Here is a 15,148-nt window from a genome sequence, read left to right as displayed (position 1 = left end):
TTTGTGATGTGCTGCAGAAATCGACAATCCAGGAGAATTCCGCAGGGGAAATTACCACGATTCTGATATTGACAAATGCTATGACCTGTCAAACTCACCGTGTGCGAAGCGTATTAACAGAGTGATATTTCCGGAGGTCTTTATGGCTGACTTTACATTGTCGAAACCGATTTTTGGCGGCACACCACCAAAAACCTCCACTGCGGGTAATATTGCGTATGCCCTGTTTGTCCTGTTCTGCTTCTGGGCAGGCTCTCAGCTTCTCAACATGCTGGTTCACGCGCCTGGCGTCTATGAACATCTGATGCAGGTGCAGGATAACGGACGCCCACGGGTTGAGATTGGTTTGGGTGTGAGCACCTTGTTTGGCCTTGTCCCCTTCCTCGCGGGTTGTCTGATTCTTGGTGTTGTCGCGTTAGTCGTACGCCTGCGTCGTCGCCATTAACGTCCCATACAACGAGCCCGACGATCGTCGACGCGTTTGGCGAACCATGCCGTTGTCAGGTTACGCGTGATTTTCGGGCTTTCCAGTTGAATACCCGGCAGGATTGCCCGCGGTAACGCTTTTCCACTCTTCTTCTCGGCCAGCGCGAAAACCTTGTTGTAGAGATCCGTCTTCTCGAACGCCAGGCTATCCCCTTTCTCCAGCTGACGGCGAATGTCGCTATCGCTCATGCCAAGCGTTGCTGACAGTTTGCGCACCGCCAGTTCCGTTGTCCCCGCCTTGCTGCTGCCGTAGGCGATGAGATCGCCGTCCAGCGCCAGTTTCACCCCGCTGGCACGGCTGACTGCACTCTGAAACGCCGCGTTTCGGCTGGCATACCAGCCCGCGTTAAAGTCAGCAAAGCGGTACAACGGCTCGCTGTAGCTCGCCGGATAGTTCAGCAGATGGTACGTGCCAAACCACAGTCCGCCACGCAGGGAGAAGACTTCCTGGCGCACCGTCCCGTCGATTTTCCACGGATAACCGTCCGTATGCTGCTCGGCAAACGCAATGCTGACCTGCATCGGGCCGCCGGTATGCACCGGGTTAAGCGAGCCGAACAGTTTCTGCCCCATCGGCACCATGTTGATGAAATCATCAAAAATGGCGCTCAGCTGTTTCTCGGTTTTCACCGTGTCCAGCCGATCGCTGTAGCTTTTGCCGTTTGGCGAGGTGATTTTAAGGGCGGTATGCACCAGGAACACCGGGATATGCATCGATTCCGCGCGACGGTCGATCTCTTTCCAGGCAATTTTGTTCAGCCCCGGCACCACCGGATCTGACTGGTACATCGACTCCTGCTGCGCCACTGCCAGCACCGAGCAGATATTCTCCTCGGTAGGGGCAATTTTCTGACTTTCAAAGGTCTTCGCTAACGCCTCGGCCCACGCATTGCGGTCTTTCACCGTAGAGGGCATTTTTTGCCGCACCACGCTCGCCACATCTACAGGTTTCTCACCTTTTTTAAGCGGGGCGGCCCCTTTTTCGGCACACCCCGCCAGCACGAGTGCGGCGAGTAAAGAGAGCGATAATGTACGCGGTACGGCAAAAGACATAGCAATTCCCTGTTTTAGCTAAATGTATTGGTGACTTCCTGCAGATCACGATCGTCCAGCTCGCGTTCAAAGCTGCGCAGACGTTTGTAGATAGACATCAGTTCCACCAGCGTGGTCCAGGAGCTAATCAGATACTGGAACGACCCGCGAACCTGACCAAATACGTTGGTGATCTGTGTCATCAGACCCAGCGTTATCGTACCCGCAACAATGGACGGGAACAGCAGGAACAAACCGAAAACGTTATCCACCTGCAGATACAAAATGCGCGCAATGTTGAAGTACATATAGTGGAAGTAAAGACGGAAATAGTTGCGACGCACGGCGCCAAACAGTTCACGTACGGTTGGCGGCGAGGCGCGGTTGGCGTCATCTTCACCATACACCAGCTCTTTACGATACGCCGCTTCAACGCGCTGATTTTTAAACTCCAGCCCAGGCAGCTTGATCCCCACCACGGCCAGCAACCCCGTTCCCATTAATGACCAGACAATAGCGGCAATCACCAGGCCATACGGCAGATGACCAACAATCGGCAGGTCCGGCACGTGCGCCGAGAGCGTCACCAGAACCGGCAGGAAGGCAATCAGGGTCATAATGGCATTGATAAAGCTCACGCCCATGTCTTCAAGGGTCGAGGCGAAACGCATGGTGTCTTCCTGCACACGCTGTGCGGCGCCTTCGATATGACGCAGGTGTTGCCAGTGCGCCATATAATGTTCGTTCATCGCGGTACGCCAGCGGAAGACGTAGTGGCTGACAAAGAAATTGTTCATGACGCCAATCACCACCGCAATAAGGGCAATACCGAGGAAGATGCCAACTTCATGGTAGAACTGATTGATAGTCACCTTATGCGGTGAACTCAGCGCACTCTGGATCAGATCGTAGAACGGGGCATACCAGGCGTTAACCGCCACCCCCACTTCCACCAGAAACCAGGTGACAAAGATGATCAGCGACGTGCCCAGAATCGACCAGTACTGCCAGCGATGTGGCGAATAGACAAACCAGAACAGGGCAAAAAGCCCTACGCAGACCATGTAGTAGGCATAAAACAGCAGATAGCTCAGCGACCAGAAACGCGCCGCGCTAATGGGAACCTCGCCCGTCGCGCCCGTGATGCGCGTCAACCACGCTCCGCCGCCGGCCTGCCAGAAAATGACAGCGATCAGTGCCCAAATAAATGCCGACAGGAAAAATGGCCCCGGCTTTGGGAAAAAAGACTTAAACATGATACATCCTTCTTGTTGTTATGGCTGTTGCTGTGCTCAACACATCACCACACGAAAATCTTGCCTGGGCCAGGTGCCTGGCGCAGGCAAAAAGGTCAGACCCGAGGGTTTATTATTAGTTCGTTTTCCAGTTTTCAAGAATTGTTTCGGTGCGTTTCACCGCGGGCGGGTTTGCGGGCGCAATGAAGTTGCGCCAGACGTCGTTGTAGTGGTTAATCAGAATGCGAGCTTCGGCCGCCGGGCGATTCGCGGTGGTATGCGCATCCTCCGCCACGGTGATGTGGTAGCCCCGGCTGACGCCATTCTTGAACGTGGCATCGACACAGTAATCAGTAGCACAACCGCAGATGACAAACTCCCGGATCCCCTGCTCGCGGAGCAGCGTTTCAAGCGAGGTGTTATAGAACGCATCGCAGGCCGTCTTGGTCACGTAGAGGGCATCAGCAGGCTGATGCAGTTCAGGCAACAAGGTAAACCCGTCACTGCCCTCTTCCAGACCGCCGGGCTCGGTATGCTGAATAAAAATCACCCGATCGGCTGCCTGCGTAAGCTGATTGATCAATGAAACACATTTTTCACGCTGATGACGAGGCGTTTCGAACACCCCCTGCTGCATATCGACAACCATAACCACACGCTTTCCGGACATACTCTTCTCCGCAAGATTGAGTAACACAGCCCTCTATCATAAGGCCGATGTCACAAAATGGGAGACTGACGGTAAGTAAATTCTTCTGATTTACTCGCAGTTACGTTTTTCTGGTTATCGTTATGTAATTCGGGGCATTGCACCGTACGGTTTAGTAGTATAAATACCCATTACTTTCCTCATTCACACTATGGATGCTTTTCGTTGAAACGTTGTCTGCTCTTTTTCGCCGTGCTGTGTGCGGTGAGCTTCTCAACCGCCCAGGCAGCCCAACCGCTGACGGCGCCCGTTCTGGCATCAGATATTGCCGATCGCTACGCGAACCTGATTTATTACGGCAGCGGCGCGACGGGAATGGCGATGGTCGTCATCGACGGTAATCAGCGCGTGTTTCGCAGTTTCGGTGAAACGCGTCCCGGTAATAATGTTCATCCGCAGCTGGATTCCGTCATCCGCATCGCGTCCCTGACCAAGCTGATGACCAGCGAAATGCTGGTGAAATTGCTGGACCAGGGCGTGGTGAAACTCGACGATCCGCTCAGCAAGTATGCTCCGCCGGGCGCACGTGTCCCGACGTATCAGGGAACGCCGATAAGGCTGGTCAACCTGGCAACGCATACCAGCGCCCTGCCTCGCGAGCAGCCAGGGGGTGCGGCGCATCGCGACGTTTTTGTCTGGCCAACGCGTGAACAGCGCTGGAACTACCTGAGCAAAGCCACGTTGAAGTCCGCGCCCGGTTCTCAGGCCTCTTACTCCAACCTGGCGTTTGACCTGCTGGCCGATGCGCTGTCGACGGCAGCGGGCAAACCGTATACGCAGCTGTTTGAAGAGCAGATCACGCGCCCGCTGGGCATGAAGGACACCACCTTCACCCCATCACCGGATCAGTGCCGCCGTCTGATGGTCGCCGAAAAAGGTGCCAGCCCGTGTAACAACACGCTGGCAGCCATCGGCAGCGGCGGGGTTTATTCCACCCCTGGCGACATGATGCGCTGGATGCAGCAGTTCCTCTCATCAGACTTCTACTCACGTAGCCATCAGGCCGACCGAATGCAGACGCTGATTTACCAGCGCAGCCAGTTGCACCGCGTGATCGGTATGGACGTGCCGGGCAAAGCCGACGCCCTCGGTCTGGGCTGGGTATATATGGCACCTAAAAATGGCCGTCCGGGCATTATTCAGAAAACGGGGGGTGGTGGAGGATTCATTACCTATATGGCAATGATCCCCCAGTCCAACGTGGGCGCTTTTGTGGTGGTCACCCGCTCGCCAAATACCCGTTTCGTCAATATGAGCGATGGCATCAATAACTTAGTGGCTGAGCTCAGCGCCAATAAAGCCCAGGTGCTTACCGCCTCCGTCCAGCCTTAATATTCCGTGGGCAAACGGTTGATGCTAACCAGTTTGCCCCGGCTCATATTGATGTAGTTACCCTGTCGAAGCGCAGCGAGCACCTCTGCCACAACCGAACGCGAAATGCGCGTGCTTTGTTGAATATGATTCATCACACCAATTTTTGAGCGCAGGGTTTCATCCCATTCGGCCATATTCAGCAGCATGGCGCGGATTTGGTGATAGGAGTTATTTCCTACCAGTTGCCTGTCCCGCTTTTCCAGAATGGATTTAATCCAGGACAGCCAGCAGAAAGCTTCTTTCCAGAGAGAACTTTGCTGAATAAGCTGCAGAGAGGTCGAAGCAGGTAAATAAAAGCCTGTGCACGGATTTTTGGCAACGACCCGATATTCCTTGCTGTAATCAAGCATGCCTGCAGTCAGCCCCAGAATAAAGGGCGCAGTAGCAATGCCAATCAGCAACTCGTCTGAACGGCGATAGATTTCAATTACGCCGGTCTGTAATACAAAGGTGCTGGGTTCATCATTATCATCATTTGAAATAACCTGCTGGGGAGCAGATTTAAATGGGGTACTGGCTACTTTCAAACACTGTTCGAGCCGGCTTAATTCAGAAAGTGGTTTCGCATTAACTTTCATGCAGACCTCTGGACATCCGTATTTGTCGGTTCAATATTATTTTTTTTAGATGACAAAGCGGGGGATATATTCCCCCGCTTTTATACTTTACCAGGTATATTTAACACCCAAATTGGCGCCCCAGTTCTGGTCAACGTCACCGCCGCCCAGGTAAGTGGCATCCGTGTACGCACTGAAGTTTTTGGTGAAGCTGAACTGTGTGCCCAGGCCCACACGCACCGCAGAGCCTTCAACGCCGTTATCAATGCTGTCGCCATTCACGTTCGCATTGTTATCAGCATCGTCATACACATATGCCAGTTTGACGTATGGCGTCAGAGCCTGATCGCCGCCGTAGTTGAAGGTATACCCTGCATCGACACCGAGTTCATAGCGCAGGCTGTCGTAAGACTGGCCATCAATTCGCATGTCGTTGCTCAAGCGGTAGTCGTCACCCGACTGGAACAGCCCAGACACTGCCGCATAAGGCGTGACGTAGCCGGACAGGTTTGGTTTCCAGTCATAACCAAGTTTCATACCGAAACCAACCGCATCTGTCGTGGTATTACCGTCCACGTACTGACCGTTACTCATGGTCGCGGAGAGATCGTTATTGAAGCGGGTGTAGCTCAGGGAGCTGTCGAGGAAGACATCGTTGGCAAACTTCGCAGAGGCATAGATCATCGCCGTCTGGCTATCCTGATCAACCTGACCGGTACGATCGCTGATATCCCCCTTCGCGAAACCTGCCGCGCCACCCACGATCCACTTCGCGTTGTTACCGTCAATCTGCGTATCCAGACCAACCATAATCCCGCTTACGTCCTGATCGTAGCTGATAACACCATTGTCAGCGTCAAAGTTGCCGCCGAAGTAGCTCACCCACGCCCCGCCGTTATCGGCCAGACCGTGACGGCTGTTAGTCAGACGGGTTCCAACGGTATCCTGCTGCAGATCCCAGATATTGGTATTCGCTGACGGAATGCTCAGCGCCATATTGGCGTAGTCAGTCAGCGCTTTCTGCTGCAGAACAACCGTGTCACCCTTCTGCTGCGCCTGGTAGGTATAGGCACCTAAATCGGCTTTGTTTGCTGCCGTAAAGCGGGCCGCAGTGTCTGCGTTATTGTCATAAACGCGGATGATCTCTTTGTTTTTATAATCAGCAACAGAACCGGCGCCGGTTGCATCATCGATACGCACGGTGTAGTTACCTGCCACATCACCGTTCACCGCCAGATGACCGTCTGAGTTAAGCGCCACGACGCCATAGTCGTAATCTGCTTTGCTCTTGTCGTTGGTGATAAAGCGGGCGTTGTTCAGATCGCTGTTCAGCACGTAGTCACGGCTGGCAACGTTCAGCACACCGCCATCGGTCAGCACCATGTTGTGCGTGTCCACCTGACCCAGGCCCAGTGCCAGTTCCGCACCGTTGTCGACGGTGATGGTGTTGGCATACAGTTCAGCCGTTTCTTCCGTCAGCGCGGCACGGCTATAGCTGTCCAGATACAGGCTGTCTGTCGCCACTGCACCGCTGTCGCCAATATTCAGGGTAGAGGCGTTGGTCAGGGTGATGGAATCCGCCAGCAGGCCAGAGTTTTCAACATAAACCTGCGACTGGTTATTCACTGCCAGCGTGTCGATATTAGACAGTTTGCGGGTATCCCACTCTGAACCGTTGTTCAGGGTGACGTTGAACAGACCGCTCTGGTAGACCTCTTCACCTGCAACGTGACCGTTGGTGTCGTAGGTGGAATCAGGCCAGATGCTGTTTGGCGACAAGGTTCTCCAGTCAACGCTGCTGTAACCCTCACCATACATCTGCGCGGTGCCGATCGCTTCAACGCTGGATTGTGCTGCGCCAACCCATTTGCTGCCGTTGGTCAGTGTGACATCCAGCTTATCGGTACCATCCCAGCCGTTGGTGGTTGGGTTATACACACCGTCTTCGGTGGTATCGGTTGCCGGGTCGCCATTCTCGTAGAAGTTATTGTCGAAGGTGCTGGAGAACAGGATATCGCCGGTAACGGTAGAGTGATCGAAGGTGGCGGTGGTTTGCATGGCGTTGTCAGACGCGCTGGCCGCGACGATCAGTGCCGCGTCATCTGCGCCGGTCGCGTTGGTTTCACCGTAGTCGCTCGGCTTCGCGGTTTGACCATAGAACCCGCTGGTACCCAGATCGCTGTATGCGCCAGAGGTCAGAACAGAGTCTTTGACCACCAGGGTGTTAGTAAAGACATTACTGCTATCCGCAACGCCTTCAACGCCGTCATACGGGGTATTGTCCAGCTCATGGTAACCCTGAGTCAGCGTAATACCTGCAACGTGGGAGTTGTTCTGGATAACAATATCCGATTCCACATCCAGCGTAATCGCATTACCCAGTCCATAGGTATCCAGATAGTGGGTTTCAGTGTTGTCACCATTCAGAACATCATACGCATAATGCTCATAGGTATCGTTAATGGTGGAGTGATCTACTGTCAGGCTAAAACGATCGTACTGCGTATGGGTCGTGCCGTCCGTATCAACCCCATCAGCACACGTGGTGGTCATGCACTTTGAGGTGATCATGCCATTAATGGTGCTGTTAGAAATGCTCAGCGCATTCGCTCTTCCATTGACACCATCGTCAAGGTAGTACGTCGAAATAACACCGTTCACCGTTGACTTATTAATCACCGGATAAATATCACCGTCGTGGGTGGCATCCGAGTAATCCCAGTCAGCGTAGCCATAATACCAGGGTGTTGATGCTGAATTATCATATCCGAAGGTATTATATGTGGCACCAGAAATATCTTTCGCATTGGCCTGAGAAGCGATAGCCAGGGTGCAGGCTAATGCAAGTTGTGATACAACCAGTTTCTTTTTCCATGTTTGCATTGGGTCATCCCTCCTCAGGGACGTAAGCAAGTTTGTCCATCAAATCATTTGGCAACATTGTATTGCGGAGGGAATTATGCATTTTCATTTCGAAAAGGTTCAATGAATGATTCCATTAAGTCCGTATCCAGACTAATAACATGAAAAAAAATGCAACGACATTAAAAATTATAAATAAACACTATAAAAACAGCGAATTAAAATCATCTGATATAAATATAGAAAATATAATAAAGAATAATAGATCATTATTAATGATATATTTACTTCAATTTAGAAATCGCACCAATATCTCGAGCGTGTGAAAAACAGGCTGACGCTGGTTATATATATTGACCATGTGAAACATCGCAAACCCCATTTCGCATTAACAAAAAGCCTACTTTCGTAAAACCCTCTCCCCCACTTTCATGTACACTAGCCTTCTTTGTTCCACAAACGTCAGGCATATCATGACCGATTTAATTGCTCGTCCCCGTCGTCTGCGCAAGTCACCTGCACTGCGCGCTATGTTTGAAGAGACAACACTGACCTTAAACGATCTGGTGTTGCCGATTTTTGTTGAAGAAGAGATCGATGACTACAAAGCCATCGACGCCATGCCAGGCGTGATGCGCATTCCGGAAAAATATCTGGCGCGTGAGATCGAACGTATCGCCAACGCGGGGATCCGCTCGGTGATGACCTTTGGCATCTCCCACCACACTGACGCTACCGGCAGCGATGCCTGGAAAGAGGACGGTCTGGTCGCCCGGATGTCGCGGATCTGCAAAGAGACCGTGCCGGAAATGATCGTCATGTCAGACACCTGTTTCTGTGAATATACCTCTCATGGCCACTGCGGTGTGCTGTGCGATCACGGTGTCGATAACGACGCCACTTTGCTGAATCTCGGCAAGCAGGCGGTGGTAGCTGCAGCAGCCGGTGCGGATTTCATCGCACCTTCCGCTGCCATGGACGGGCAGGTTCAGGCGATCCGCCAGGCGCTTGATGCGGCCGGATTCACCGATACCGCCATCATGTCCTACTCCACCAAGTTTGCATCTTCGTTCTACGGTCCGTTCCGTGAAGCGGCCGGTACAGCGCTGAAAGGCGATCGCAAAACCTATCAGATGAACCCGCTGAACCGCCGTGAAGCCATCCGTGAATCGCTGCTGGACGAAGCCCAGGGCGCAGATTGCCTGATGGTGAAACCGGCTGGCGCGTATCTGGATATCCTGCGCGACATTCGCGAGCGCACCGAACTGCCGCTGGGTGCATACCAGGTGAGCGGCGAGTACGCGATGATCAAATTCGCCGCGCAGGCGGGTGCGATCGACGAAGAGAAAGTGATCCTGGAAAGCCTGGGCGCGATCAAACGTGCCGGCGCGGATCTGATCTTCAGCTACTTTGCGCTGGATCTGGCCGAGAAGAAAATTCTGCGTTAATCCGCTTTAGCGCCGGGTGGCGGCTTCGCCTTACCCGGCCTCCTCTCTGCGCTAATCTTCACCAAACTGCAATACAACCGACATCTCTCCCTTCTACTGTCTGAGCAAGACGGCAGGAGGAGTAACCATGTTTAGTCTCGATAGCGTTCTCGACGACCTTTGGCCTCAGGCGAGGCCTGCACCCTGGCAAAAAAGTCTGTTAAAAAGACTGTTCTACGAAGAAGAATTCCAGCAATTTGCCGCGACACACCGCCATCTGAAAGGCCTGGATATGGTGGAGCAGGTTCTGGAGCACCTCGATATACTCTGCACCGTTTCCGCCCGCGATCTCGAACAAATTCCTGAACATGGCCCGCTGGTCATTATTGCCAACCACCCAACCGGAACGCTGGACGGGCTGGCGCTGATGTATGCCGTTTCCCGTGTACGGCGCGATGTGAAAGTCGTCACTAACCGGATGCTGACCCACCTTGAACCGCTTAGCTCACTGTTTATTCCGGTGGACAATATGGGCGGCAGAACGGCAAAAACGTCCCTGATGCAGATGGAACAGCATCTGCAAAACGCAGGGGTGCTGATCTTCTTCCCGGCGGGAGAAGTGTCCCGTCCTACGCGCAAAGGGATCCGCGATAAAAAATGGCACCCCGGCTTTATTAAACTCGCCAGTAAGCTGCGCGTACCGCTGCTGCCGGTGCATATTCAGGCACACAACAGCCTGCTCTTTTATGCCAGCACGCTGGTGTCCCCCACCGTATCGATGCTCTTGCTGATGCAGCAGATGTTCCGCCGCCGCCACAGCCAGCTACCGATAAAGATCGGCCAGCAGATAGCCTGGCATCACTGGTATAGCACAACCCTTTCATCGCGTGAGATGGCCGAGCAGTGCCGTCAGCACGTGATACGTCTTGGCAAGGGAGTGCCTGGCGTCTTTAAAACCCAATGCGCCATTGCCCGTCCGGAAGACCGGGCCACGCTGAAGCGCGAACTGGCCCTGGCCGAATGTCTGGGCAAAACCAGCGATGGCAAAACCATTTATCTATGGCAACGCAACGGGCAGGAAGAGGCTCCCCTGCTGCGCGAGCTGGGACGCCTGCGCGAGATCGCGTTTCGCGCCGTGGAGGAAGGGAGCGGTAAACGTCGGGACACCGACAGTTACGACGATGACTATCTGCACCTGATCCTGTGGGATGAAGACGATCTGGAGATCGTCGGCGCCTATCGCTTTATGCCCACTGCCAGACAGGTCGAGCAACGCGGTCTGGAAGGGCTTTATAGCTACAGTCTGTTCCACTACGACGATAAAATGCAGGACGTGCTGGAACACGGTATTGAACTGGGGCGCAGCTTTATTCAACCGCGCTACTGGGGTCGTCGCGGTCTGGACTATCTGTGGTCCGGTATTGGTGCCTATCTGGCACGTTATCCGCACTACCGCTACCTCTTTGGCCCGGTCTCGATTTCCGGTGGCTTACCGCCTGCCGCACGGGATCTGCTGGTGGCGTTTTACCGCCTCTGGTTCCCGGCGACACATCCCTTAGCCGCATCACGTCAGCCTTATCCGGCCTCCCTGCCGGACGTGTTGGCGCAGTTTGGCGGGGTCGATTACGTGGATGACCTGACGAAGCTGAAATCCTTGCTCGGTAATCTGGGGTGCGGTATTCCACCGCTCTACAAACAGTATTCCGAGCTGTGTGAACCCGGCGGCGTGCAGTTTATCGATTTTGGCAGCGATCCGGCGTTCAACAACTGCATCGACGGGCTGGTGCTGGTGGACTTGTGCTACCTCAAGGCAAACCGCTATCAGCGGTATATTGAGGCGCACCTTTAACTGTGCGGTTTTTTGTAGGCCGGGTAAGCGCAGCGCCACCCGGCAAGAACGGTGCACATTTGCCGGGTGGCGGCTACGCCTTACCCGGCCTACGGGAGCGATGGTTCAAGGACGGTAAAACGGCTTATCCCCCAAAATTGTCGCCCGCTGCATAATCCGACGCTGTGGCAGATAATCCGCATTCGCATAGTGCTGCGTCACGCGGTTATCCCAGATCGCCAGATCGTTCTCCTGCCAGCGCCAGCGCACCTGAAACTCCGGTTTGGTGATATGCGCAAACAGGAAACGTAACAGCGCCTCGCTCTCTTTTTCCGTCACGTCCACAATCCGCGTCGTGAATCCCTCATTCACAAACAACGCCTGCTTGCCGGTTACCGGATGGGTACGCACGACCGGGTGGAGCAGCGGCGGATGTTTCGCAACCGCCTCCTGCCAGCGCTGATGCTCCTCTTCTGTTTTGCGGTACTTGTACTCCTGGAATGATTTTTTAAAGTCATGCTCCGCCCGCAGGCCGCTCAGCAGGGTACGGAAGGGTGCGGACAGCGCCTCAAAGGCCGCAATGCCGCTGGCCCACAGCGTATCGCCGCCCGTCTCCGGCAGCAGCTTCGCCGAAAGAATCGCCCCTGCAGGTGGCGTCTCGATAAACGTCACATCCGTGTGCCAGTTGTCGTTGTCCGGCGGATTATCGTTATGCGTGTCGAGCACAATAATCTCCTCCACCCCTTCCGCATGCGGATAAACCGGATGGATATGCAGATCGCCAAAGCGCAGTGCCAGGGCGCGCTGCTGCTGCGGGGTGATTGCCTGTTCGCGCAGGAATACCACCTGATGGCGCAGCACCGCATGATAAAGCTGCTCAAACTGGTTATCGCTCAGCGGACGGGTCACATCCAGGCCCGACACCTGCGCACCAATATATGGCCCCAGCGGGGTAATGGTCAGACGTTCACTCATTGTATTTCTCCATGCCAGGGCGTCAGACGACGCTGCAGCGCACGCAGCCCCAGTTCTAATCCAAAGGCGATCACGGCGATAACCGCAATCCCGGCCAGTACCACGTCAGTCGCCAGAAACTCCCCCGCCGACTGCACCATAAACCCTAACCCTCGGGTGGCGGCGATCAGCTCTGCCGCCACCAGCGTTGACCAGCCCACGCCAAGGCCGATGCGTAATCCGGTTAAAATCTCCGGCAGTGCGCCCGGTAAAATCACAAACAGCAGCACCTGTGTCCGGCTGGCTCCCAGCGATTGCGCTGCGCGGATCCGCACCTGCTGAGCGCTTTTAACACCTGCTAGGGCCGACATGGCAACCGGGGCGAAAATCGCCAGATAAATCAGCAGGATTTTTGACGTTTCACCGATGCCGAACCAGATCACCATCAGCGGCAGATAGGCCAGCGGCGGCACCGGACGGTAAAGCTCAATCAGCGGGTCGAGGATGCCGCGCACCGTCGGGCTTAAGCCCATCGCGATCCCGACCGGAATGCCGATTATCACCGCCGCCAGTAGCGCCACCAGAATGCGCGCCAGGCTTGCACCTAAGTGCTGCCAGAGCGTAGCGTCCATAAAGCCCTGCGGCCCGGCAATGGTGATGAGTTTTGCCAGCACCTGCCCCGGCGGCGGCAGAAACAGCGGGCTGATCCATGCCTGCGCGGCAACCAGCCACCACACCGCCAGCAGCACCAGCAGCGTGCCGACACTGAGTGTTATCTGGCGCGAAAAAGGCCAGCGTAATGCCGGGCGCGCGCGTCGCGTTTTCTCGCTGAAGACGATGCTCATGAGAAGGCCTCCCGTTGTTCAAACACACGGCTTAAGACGTATTCACGCTGTTCAATAAACCGCGGATCGGATTTGATGCTGCGCACCGGCTCCCCCGCGACATAGCGACGGGCAAACTCAAGCGGCAGCCGCTCCAGCACGCGCCCCGGGCCTGGGGACAGCAGCACCAGCTCGGTCGCCATAAACACCGCCTCTTCGATATCGTGGGTGATCAGCAGCACCTGTTTACCCGTTTCATGCCACAGGCGTAAAAGCAGGGTTTGCATCTGCTCGCGGGTAAAGGCATCCAGCGCCCCGAACGGCTCATCCAACAGCAAAAGCTGCGGATTGGCCGCCAGCGCGCGGGCAATTCCAACCCGCTGACGCTGGCCGCCGGAAAGCTGCCAGATAAACCGTTTTTCAGCCCCTTCAAGACCGACCTTTTTGAGCATGTCCCGTGCTGTTGCCAGCCGTTGCTCGCGGCTTACACCCGCCAGTTGCAACCCAAACGCTACGTTTTCCTGCACGTTGCGCCAGGGAAGCAGACCTTCGTTCTGAAAGACCACCCCGCGCTCAGCGCCCGGGCCCTCCACTTTTTTCCCTTCCAGTTGAATGGAGCCATGCTGATATGGCACAAACCCGGCAATCAGATTCAGCAGCGTGGTTTTCCCGCACCCGGACGGGCCAAGCACAACCAGCAGCTCACCGCTCTCCAGCGTCAGGTTGATGTTCTCCAGGGCCGGTTTGCCACCGTAATCAGCAGACAGATTTGTAATAGTCAGCATCGCAGCCCCCCTATTTCACAAAGCGATCGGTCACGTACTGGCTATAGTCCGCCGCCACCGCCGGCACTTTGCCCTGCTCTTTCAGGAACGTGGCGGTATCGACAATCGCTTTGTTTACCGGCCCGGTCAGCTGTTTTACCTGCTGGGCAGGCGTGAGATAGGTATTCCCTTTCACCAGCCCCGGAACGTCTGCTTGCGGCACGCCACTCAGACGGGACAGTTTTTCGAGATTGGCAGGCTGCTTCAGCCATGCATCCGGGTTGCTGATATAGGGCTGCTGAGCGTCGATGGCGCTTTTGGCAAAGGCCTTCACGACCTCAGGATGTTTCTCGGCAAAATCTTTGCGCACCACCCACACGTCGAGCGTTGGCGCGCCCCACTGGCCCACTTTTTCGGAGTCCGTCAGCACGGTGCCGTCTTTTTCCAGCTCATTGACAGCCGGTGCCCAGACGTATGCGCCATCAATATCGCCGCGCTGCCAGGCCGCAATAATCGCCGGTGGCTGCAGATTTATGATTTGCACCTGGCCTGGCTTGATGCCCCAGTGTTTCAGCGCCGCCAGCAGGCTGTAGTGAGTGGTCGAAATGAACGGCACGGCGATGCGCTTGCCGATCAGGTCTTCCGGTTTGGTGATGTTTTTCTTCACCACCAGCGCTTCGGAGTTACCCAGCTGTGAAGCGAGGAGGAAAACTTCAATCGGCACCTGCTGGCTGGCCGCTACCGCCAGCGGGCTGGAGCCGATATTACCAATCTGCACGTCGCCGGACGCAAGCGCACGCACCACGGCCGCCCCGCTGTCGAACTTACGCCAGTCGACGTTTGCGCCGCTCTCTTTGGCAAAGGTGTTATCCGCCTGCGCGACTTTCGCAGGCTCTGCGGAGGTCTGATACGCGACGGTGACGTCCACCGCCTGCGCCTGAAATGCCCACAGCGCCAGCGCGCCGAGTAATGTAATTCGCGATGTAATTGCCATCCTGTCTGCTCCCCTTGTTGTTATGAGGGCAGTATTTCCGGCGCGGGAATTTTGATAAAGGAATTAAAACGAATCGCTAATAACGATTCGTTTTTAGAAAAA

At 55.0% G+C, this 15,148-nt stretch carries 13 protein-coding genes; 4 read left to right on the top strand and 9 right to left on the bottom strand.

Translation table 11 applies throughout. The features are described 5' to 3' along the window. Nucleotides 1-142: 142 nt before the first annotated feature. Nucleotides 143-445: a DUF2755 family protein gene (locus tag ACQG19_RS05090; protein ID WP_013095805.1), complete on the top strand. Its 303-nt coding sequence runs from the start codon at nt 143-145 to the stop codon at nt 443-445. On the opposite strand, the gene ACQG19_RS05085 is transcribed toward ACQG19_RS05090, so the two are convergent. The 3 genes from ACQG19_RS05085 to ACQG19_RS05075 all read right to left on the bottom strand — a co-directional run bounded on the left by ACQG19_RS05085 (nt 442) and on the right by ACQG19_RS05075 (nt 3,423). Then, the gene (locus ACQG19_RS05085) at nt 442-1,539 is read right to left on the bottom strand and encodes a DUF1615 domain-containing protein (RefSeq protein WP_045292978.1); all 1,098 of its coding nucleotides are present in this window, start codon (nt 1,537-1,539) and stop codon (nt 442-444) included. The two genes, ACQG19_RS05090 and ACQG19_RS05085, sit on opposite strands and share 4 nt — an antisense overlap. Before the next feature lie 14 nt (nt 1,540-1,553). Next, complete coding sequence (sbmA, locus tag ACQG19_RS05080; RefSeq protein ID WP_013095803.1) at nt 1,554-2,774, bottom strand: peptide antibiotic transporter SbmA; 1,221 nt, start codon at nt 2,772-2,774, stop codon at nt 1,554-1,556. A 115-nt stretch (nt 2,775-2,889) separates the two neighbouring features. Continuing rightward, nucleotides 2,890-3,423, bottom strand: a complete 534-nt coding sequence (locus ACQG19_RS05075) for an isochorismatase family protein (RefSeq protein ID WP_222169009.1) — start codon at nt 3,421-3,423, stop codon at nt 2,890-2,892. Nucleotides 3,424-3,627: 204 nt separating this feature from the next. On the opposite strand from ACQG19_RS05075, the gene ampH reads away from it, so the two are divergent. Next, nucleotides 3,628-4,794 carry a D-alanyl-D-alanine-carboxypeptidase/endopeptidase AmpH gene (gene ampH / locus ACQG19_RS05070; protein ID WP_222169008.1) on the top strand — a complete coding sequence of 389 codons (1,167 nt, stop codon included), beginning with the start codon at nt 3,628-3,630 and terminating at the stop codon, nt 4,792-4,794. Here the strand turns inward: ampH and ACQG19_RS05065 are convergent. Both ACQG19_RS05065 and ACQG19_RS05060 read right to left on the bottom strand, forming a co-directional pair. Next, nucleotides 4,791-5,414 (bottom strand): helix-turn-helix domain-containing protein, encoded by a 624-nt coding sequence (locus ACQG19_RS05065; protein WP_100168803.1) that lies wholly within the window; start codon nt 5,412-5,414, stop codon nt 4,791-4,793. The genes ampH and ACQG19_RS05065 overlap by 4 nt on opposite strands. Nucleotides 5,415-5,501: 87 nt before the next feature. After that, entirely contained in the window at nt 5,502-8,276 is a 2,775-nt protein-coding gene (locus ACQG19_RS05060; protein ID WP_246932702.1) for an autotransporter outer membrane beta-barrel domain-containing protein, read from the bottom strand. Nucleotides 8,277-8,728: 452 nt separating this feature from the next. Here ACQG19_RS05060 and hemB point away from each other — a divergent pair, with 452 nt between their 5' ends. Next, entirely contained in the window at nt 8,729-9,703 is a 975-nt protein-coding gene (gene hemB, locus ACQG19_RS05055; protein WP_013095798.1) for a porphobilinogen synthase, read from the top strand. A 127-nt stretch (nt 9,704-9,830) separates the two neighbouring features. Further along, complete coding sequence (locus ACQG19_RS05050) at nt 9,831-11,531, top strand: lysophospholipid acyltransferase family protein (protein WP_040023332.1); 1,701 nt, start codon at nt 9,831-9,833, stop codon at nt 11,529-11,531. 105 nt (nt 11,532-11,636) lie between these two features. On the opposite strand, the gene tauD is transcribed toward ACQG19_RS05050, so the two are convergent. The 4 genes from tauD to tauA are packed head-to-tail and all read right to left on the bottom strand — an operon-like array spanning nt 11,637 to nt 15,046. Next, nucleotides 11,637-12,485 (bottom strand): taurine dioxygenase, encoded by an 849-nt coding sequence (gene tauD, locus ACQG19_RS05045; RefSeq protein ID WP_062935291.1) that lies wholly within the window; start codon nt 12,483-12,485, stop codon nt 11,637-11,639. Beyond that, nucleotides 12,482-13,309, bottom strand: coding sequence for a taurine ABC transporter permease TauC (tauC, locus tag ACQG19_RS05040; RefSeq protein WP_020686348.1), 828 nt, complete (start codon nt 13,307-13,309; stop codon nt 12,482-12,484). Before tauC ends, tauD begins: the two co-directional genes overlap by 4 nt. Further along, nucleotides 13,306-14,073: a taurine ABC transporter ATP-binding subunit gene (tauB, locus tag ACQG19_RS05035; protein WP_013095794.1), complete on the bottom strand. Its 768-nt coding sequence runs from the start codon at nt 14,071-14,073 to the stop codon at nt 13,306-13,308. Before tauB ends, tauC begins: the two co-directional genes overlap by 4 nt. A 10-nt stretch (nt 14,074-14,083) precedes the next feature. Next, complete coding sequence (gene tauA / locus ACQG19_RS05030; RefSeq protein WP_246932701.1) at nt 14,084-15,046, bottom strand: taurine ABC transporter substrate-binding protein; 963 nt, start codon at nt 15,044-15,046, stop codon at nt 14,084-14,086. Nucleotides 15,047-15,148: the final 102 nt, after the last annotated feature.

The organism is Enterobacter cloacae complex sp. 277I4, assembly GCF_050031465.1.
GTDB classification, from domain to species: Bacteria; Pseudomonadota; Gammaproteobacteria; order Enterobacterales; family Enterobacteriaceae; genus Enterobacter; species Enterobacter cloacae.
The sequence above is the reverse complement of the archived record's forward strand: the minus strand, read 5'-3'. Positions and strand labels throughout refer to the sequence as shown.

Bases quoted from the DNA above. Each gene is read 5' to 3' on its own strand.
- ACQG19_RS05090 (WP_013095805.1), top strand. From the start codon at position 143: ATGGCTGACTTTACATTGTCGAAACCGATTTTTGGCGGCACACCACCA.
- ACQG19_RS05085 (WP_045292978.1), bottom strand. From the start codon at position 1,539: ATGTCTTTTGCCGTACCGCGTACATTATCGCTCTCTTTACTCGCCGCA.
- sbmA (WP_013095803.1), bottom strand. From the start codon at position 2,774: ATGTTTAAGTCTTTTTTCCCAAAGCCGGGGCCATTTTTCCTGTCGGCA.
- ACQG19_RS05075 (WP_222169009.1), bottom strand. From the start codon at position 3,423: ATGTCCGGAAAGCGTGTGGTTATGGTTGTCGATATGCAGCAGGGGGTG.
- ACQG19_RS05065 (WP_100168803.1), bottom strand. From the start codon at position 5,414: ATGAAAGTTAATGCGAAACCACTTTCTGAATTAAGCCGGCTCGAACAG.
- ACQG19_RS05060 (WP_246932702.1), bottom strand. From the start codon at position 8,276: ATGCAAACATGGAAAAAGAAACTGGTTGTATCACAACTTGCATTAGCC.
- hemB (WP_013095798.1), top strand. From the start codon at position 8,729: ATGACCGATTTAATTGCTCGTCCCCGTCGTCTGCGCAAGTCACCTGCA.
- ACQG19_RS05050 (WP_040023332.1), top strand. From the start codon at position 9,831: ATGTTTAGTCTCGATAGCGTTCTCGACGACCTTTGGCCTCAGGCGAGG.
- tauD (WP_062935291.1), bottom strand. From the start codon at position 12,485: ATGAGTGAACGTCTGACCATTACCCCGCTGGGGCCATATATTGGTGCG.
- tauC (WP_020686348.1), bottom strand. From the start codon at position 13,309: ATGAGCATCGTCTTCAGCGAGAAAACGCGACGCGCGCGCCCGGCATTA.
- tauB (WP_013095794.1), bottom strand. From the start codon at position 14,073: ATGCTGACTATTACAAATCTGTCTGCTGATTACGGTGGCAAACCGGCC.
- tauA (WP_246932701.1), bottom strand. From the start codon at position 15,046: ATGGCAATTACATCGCGAATTACATTACTCGGCGCGCTGGCGCTGTGG.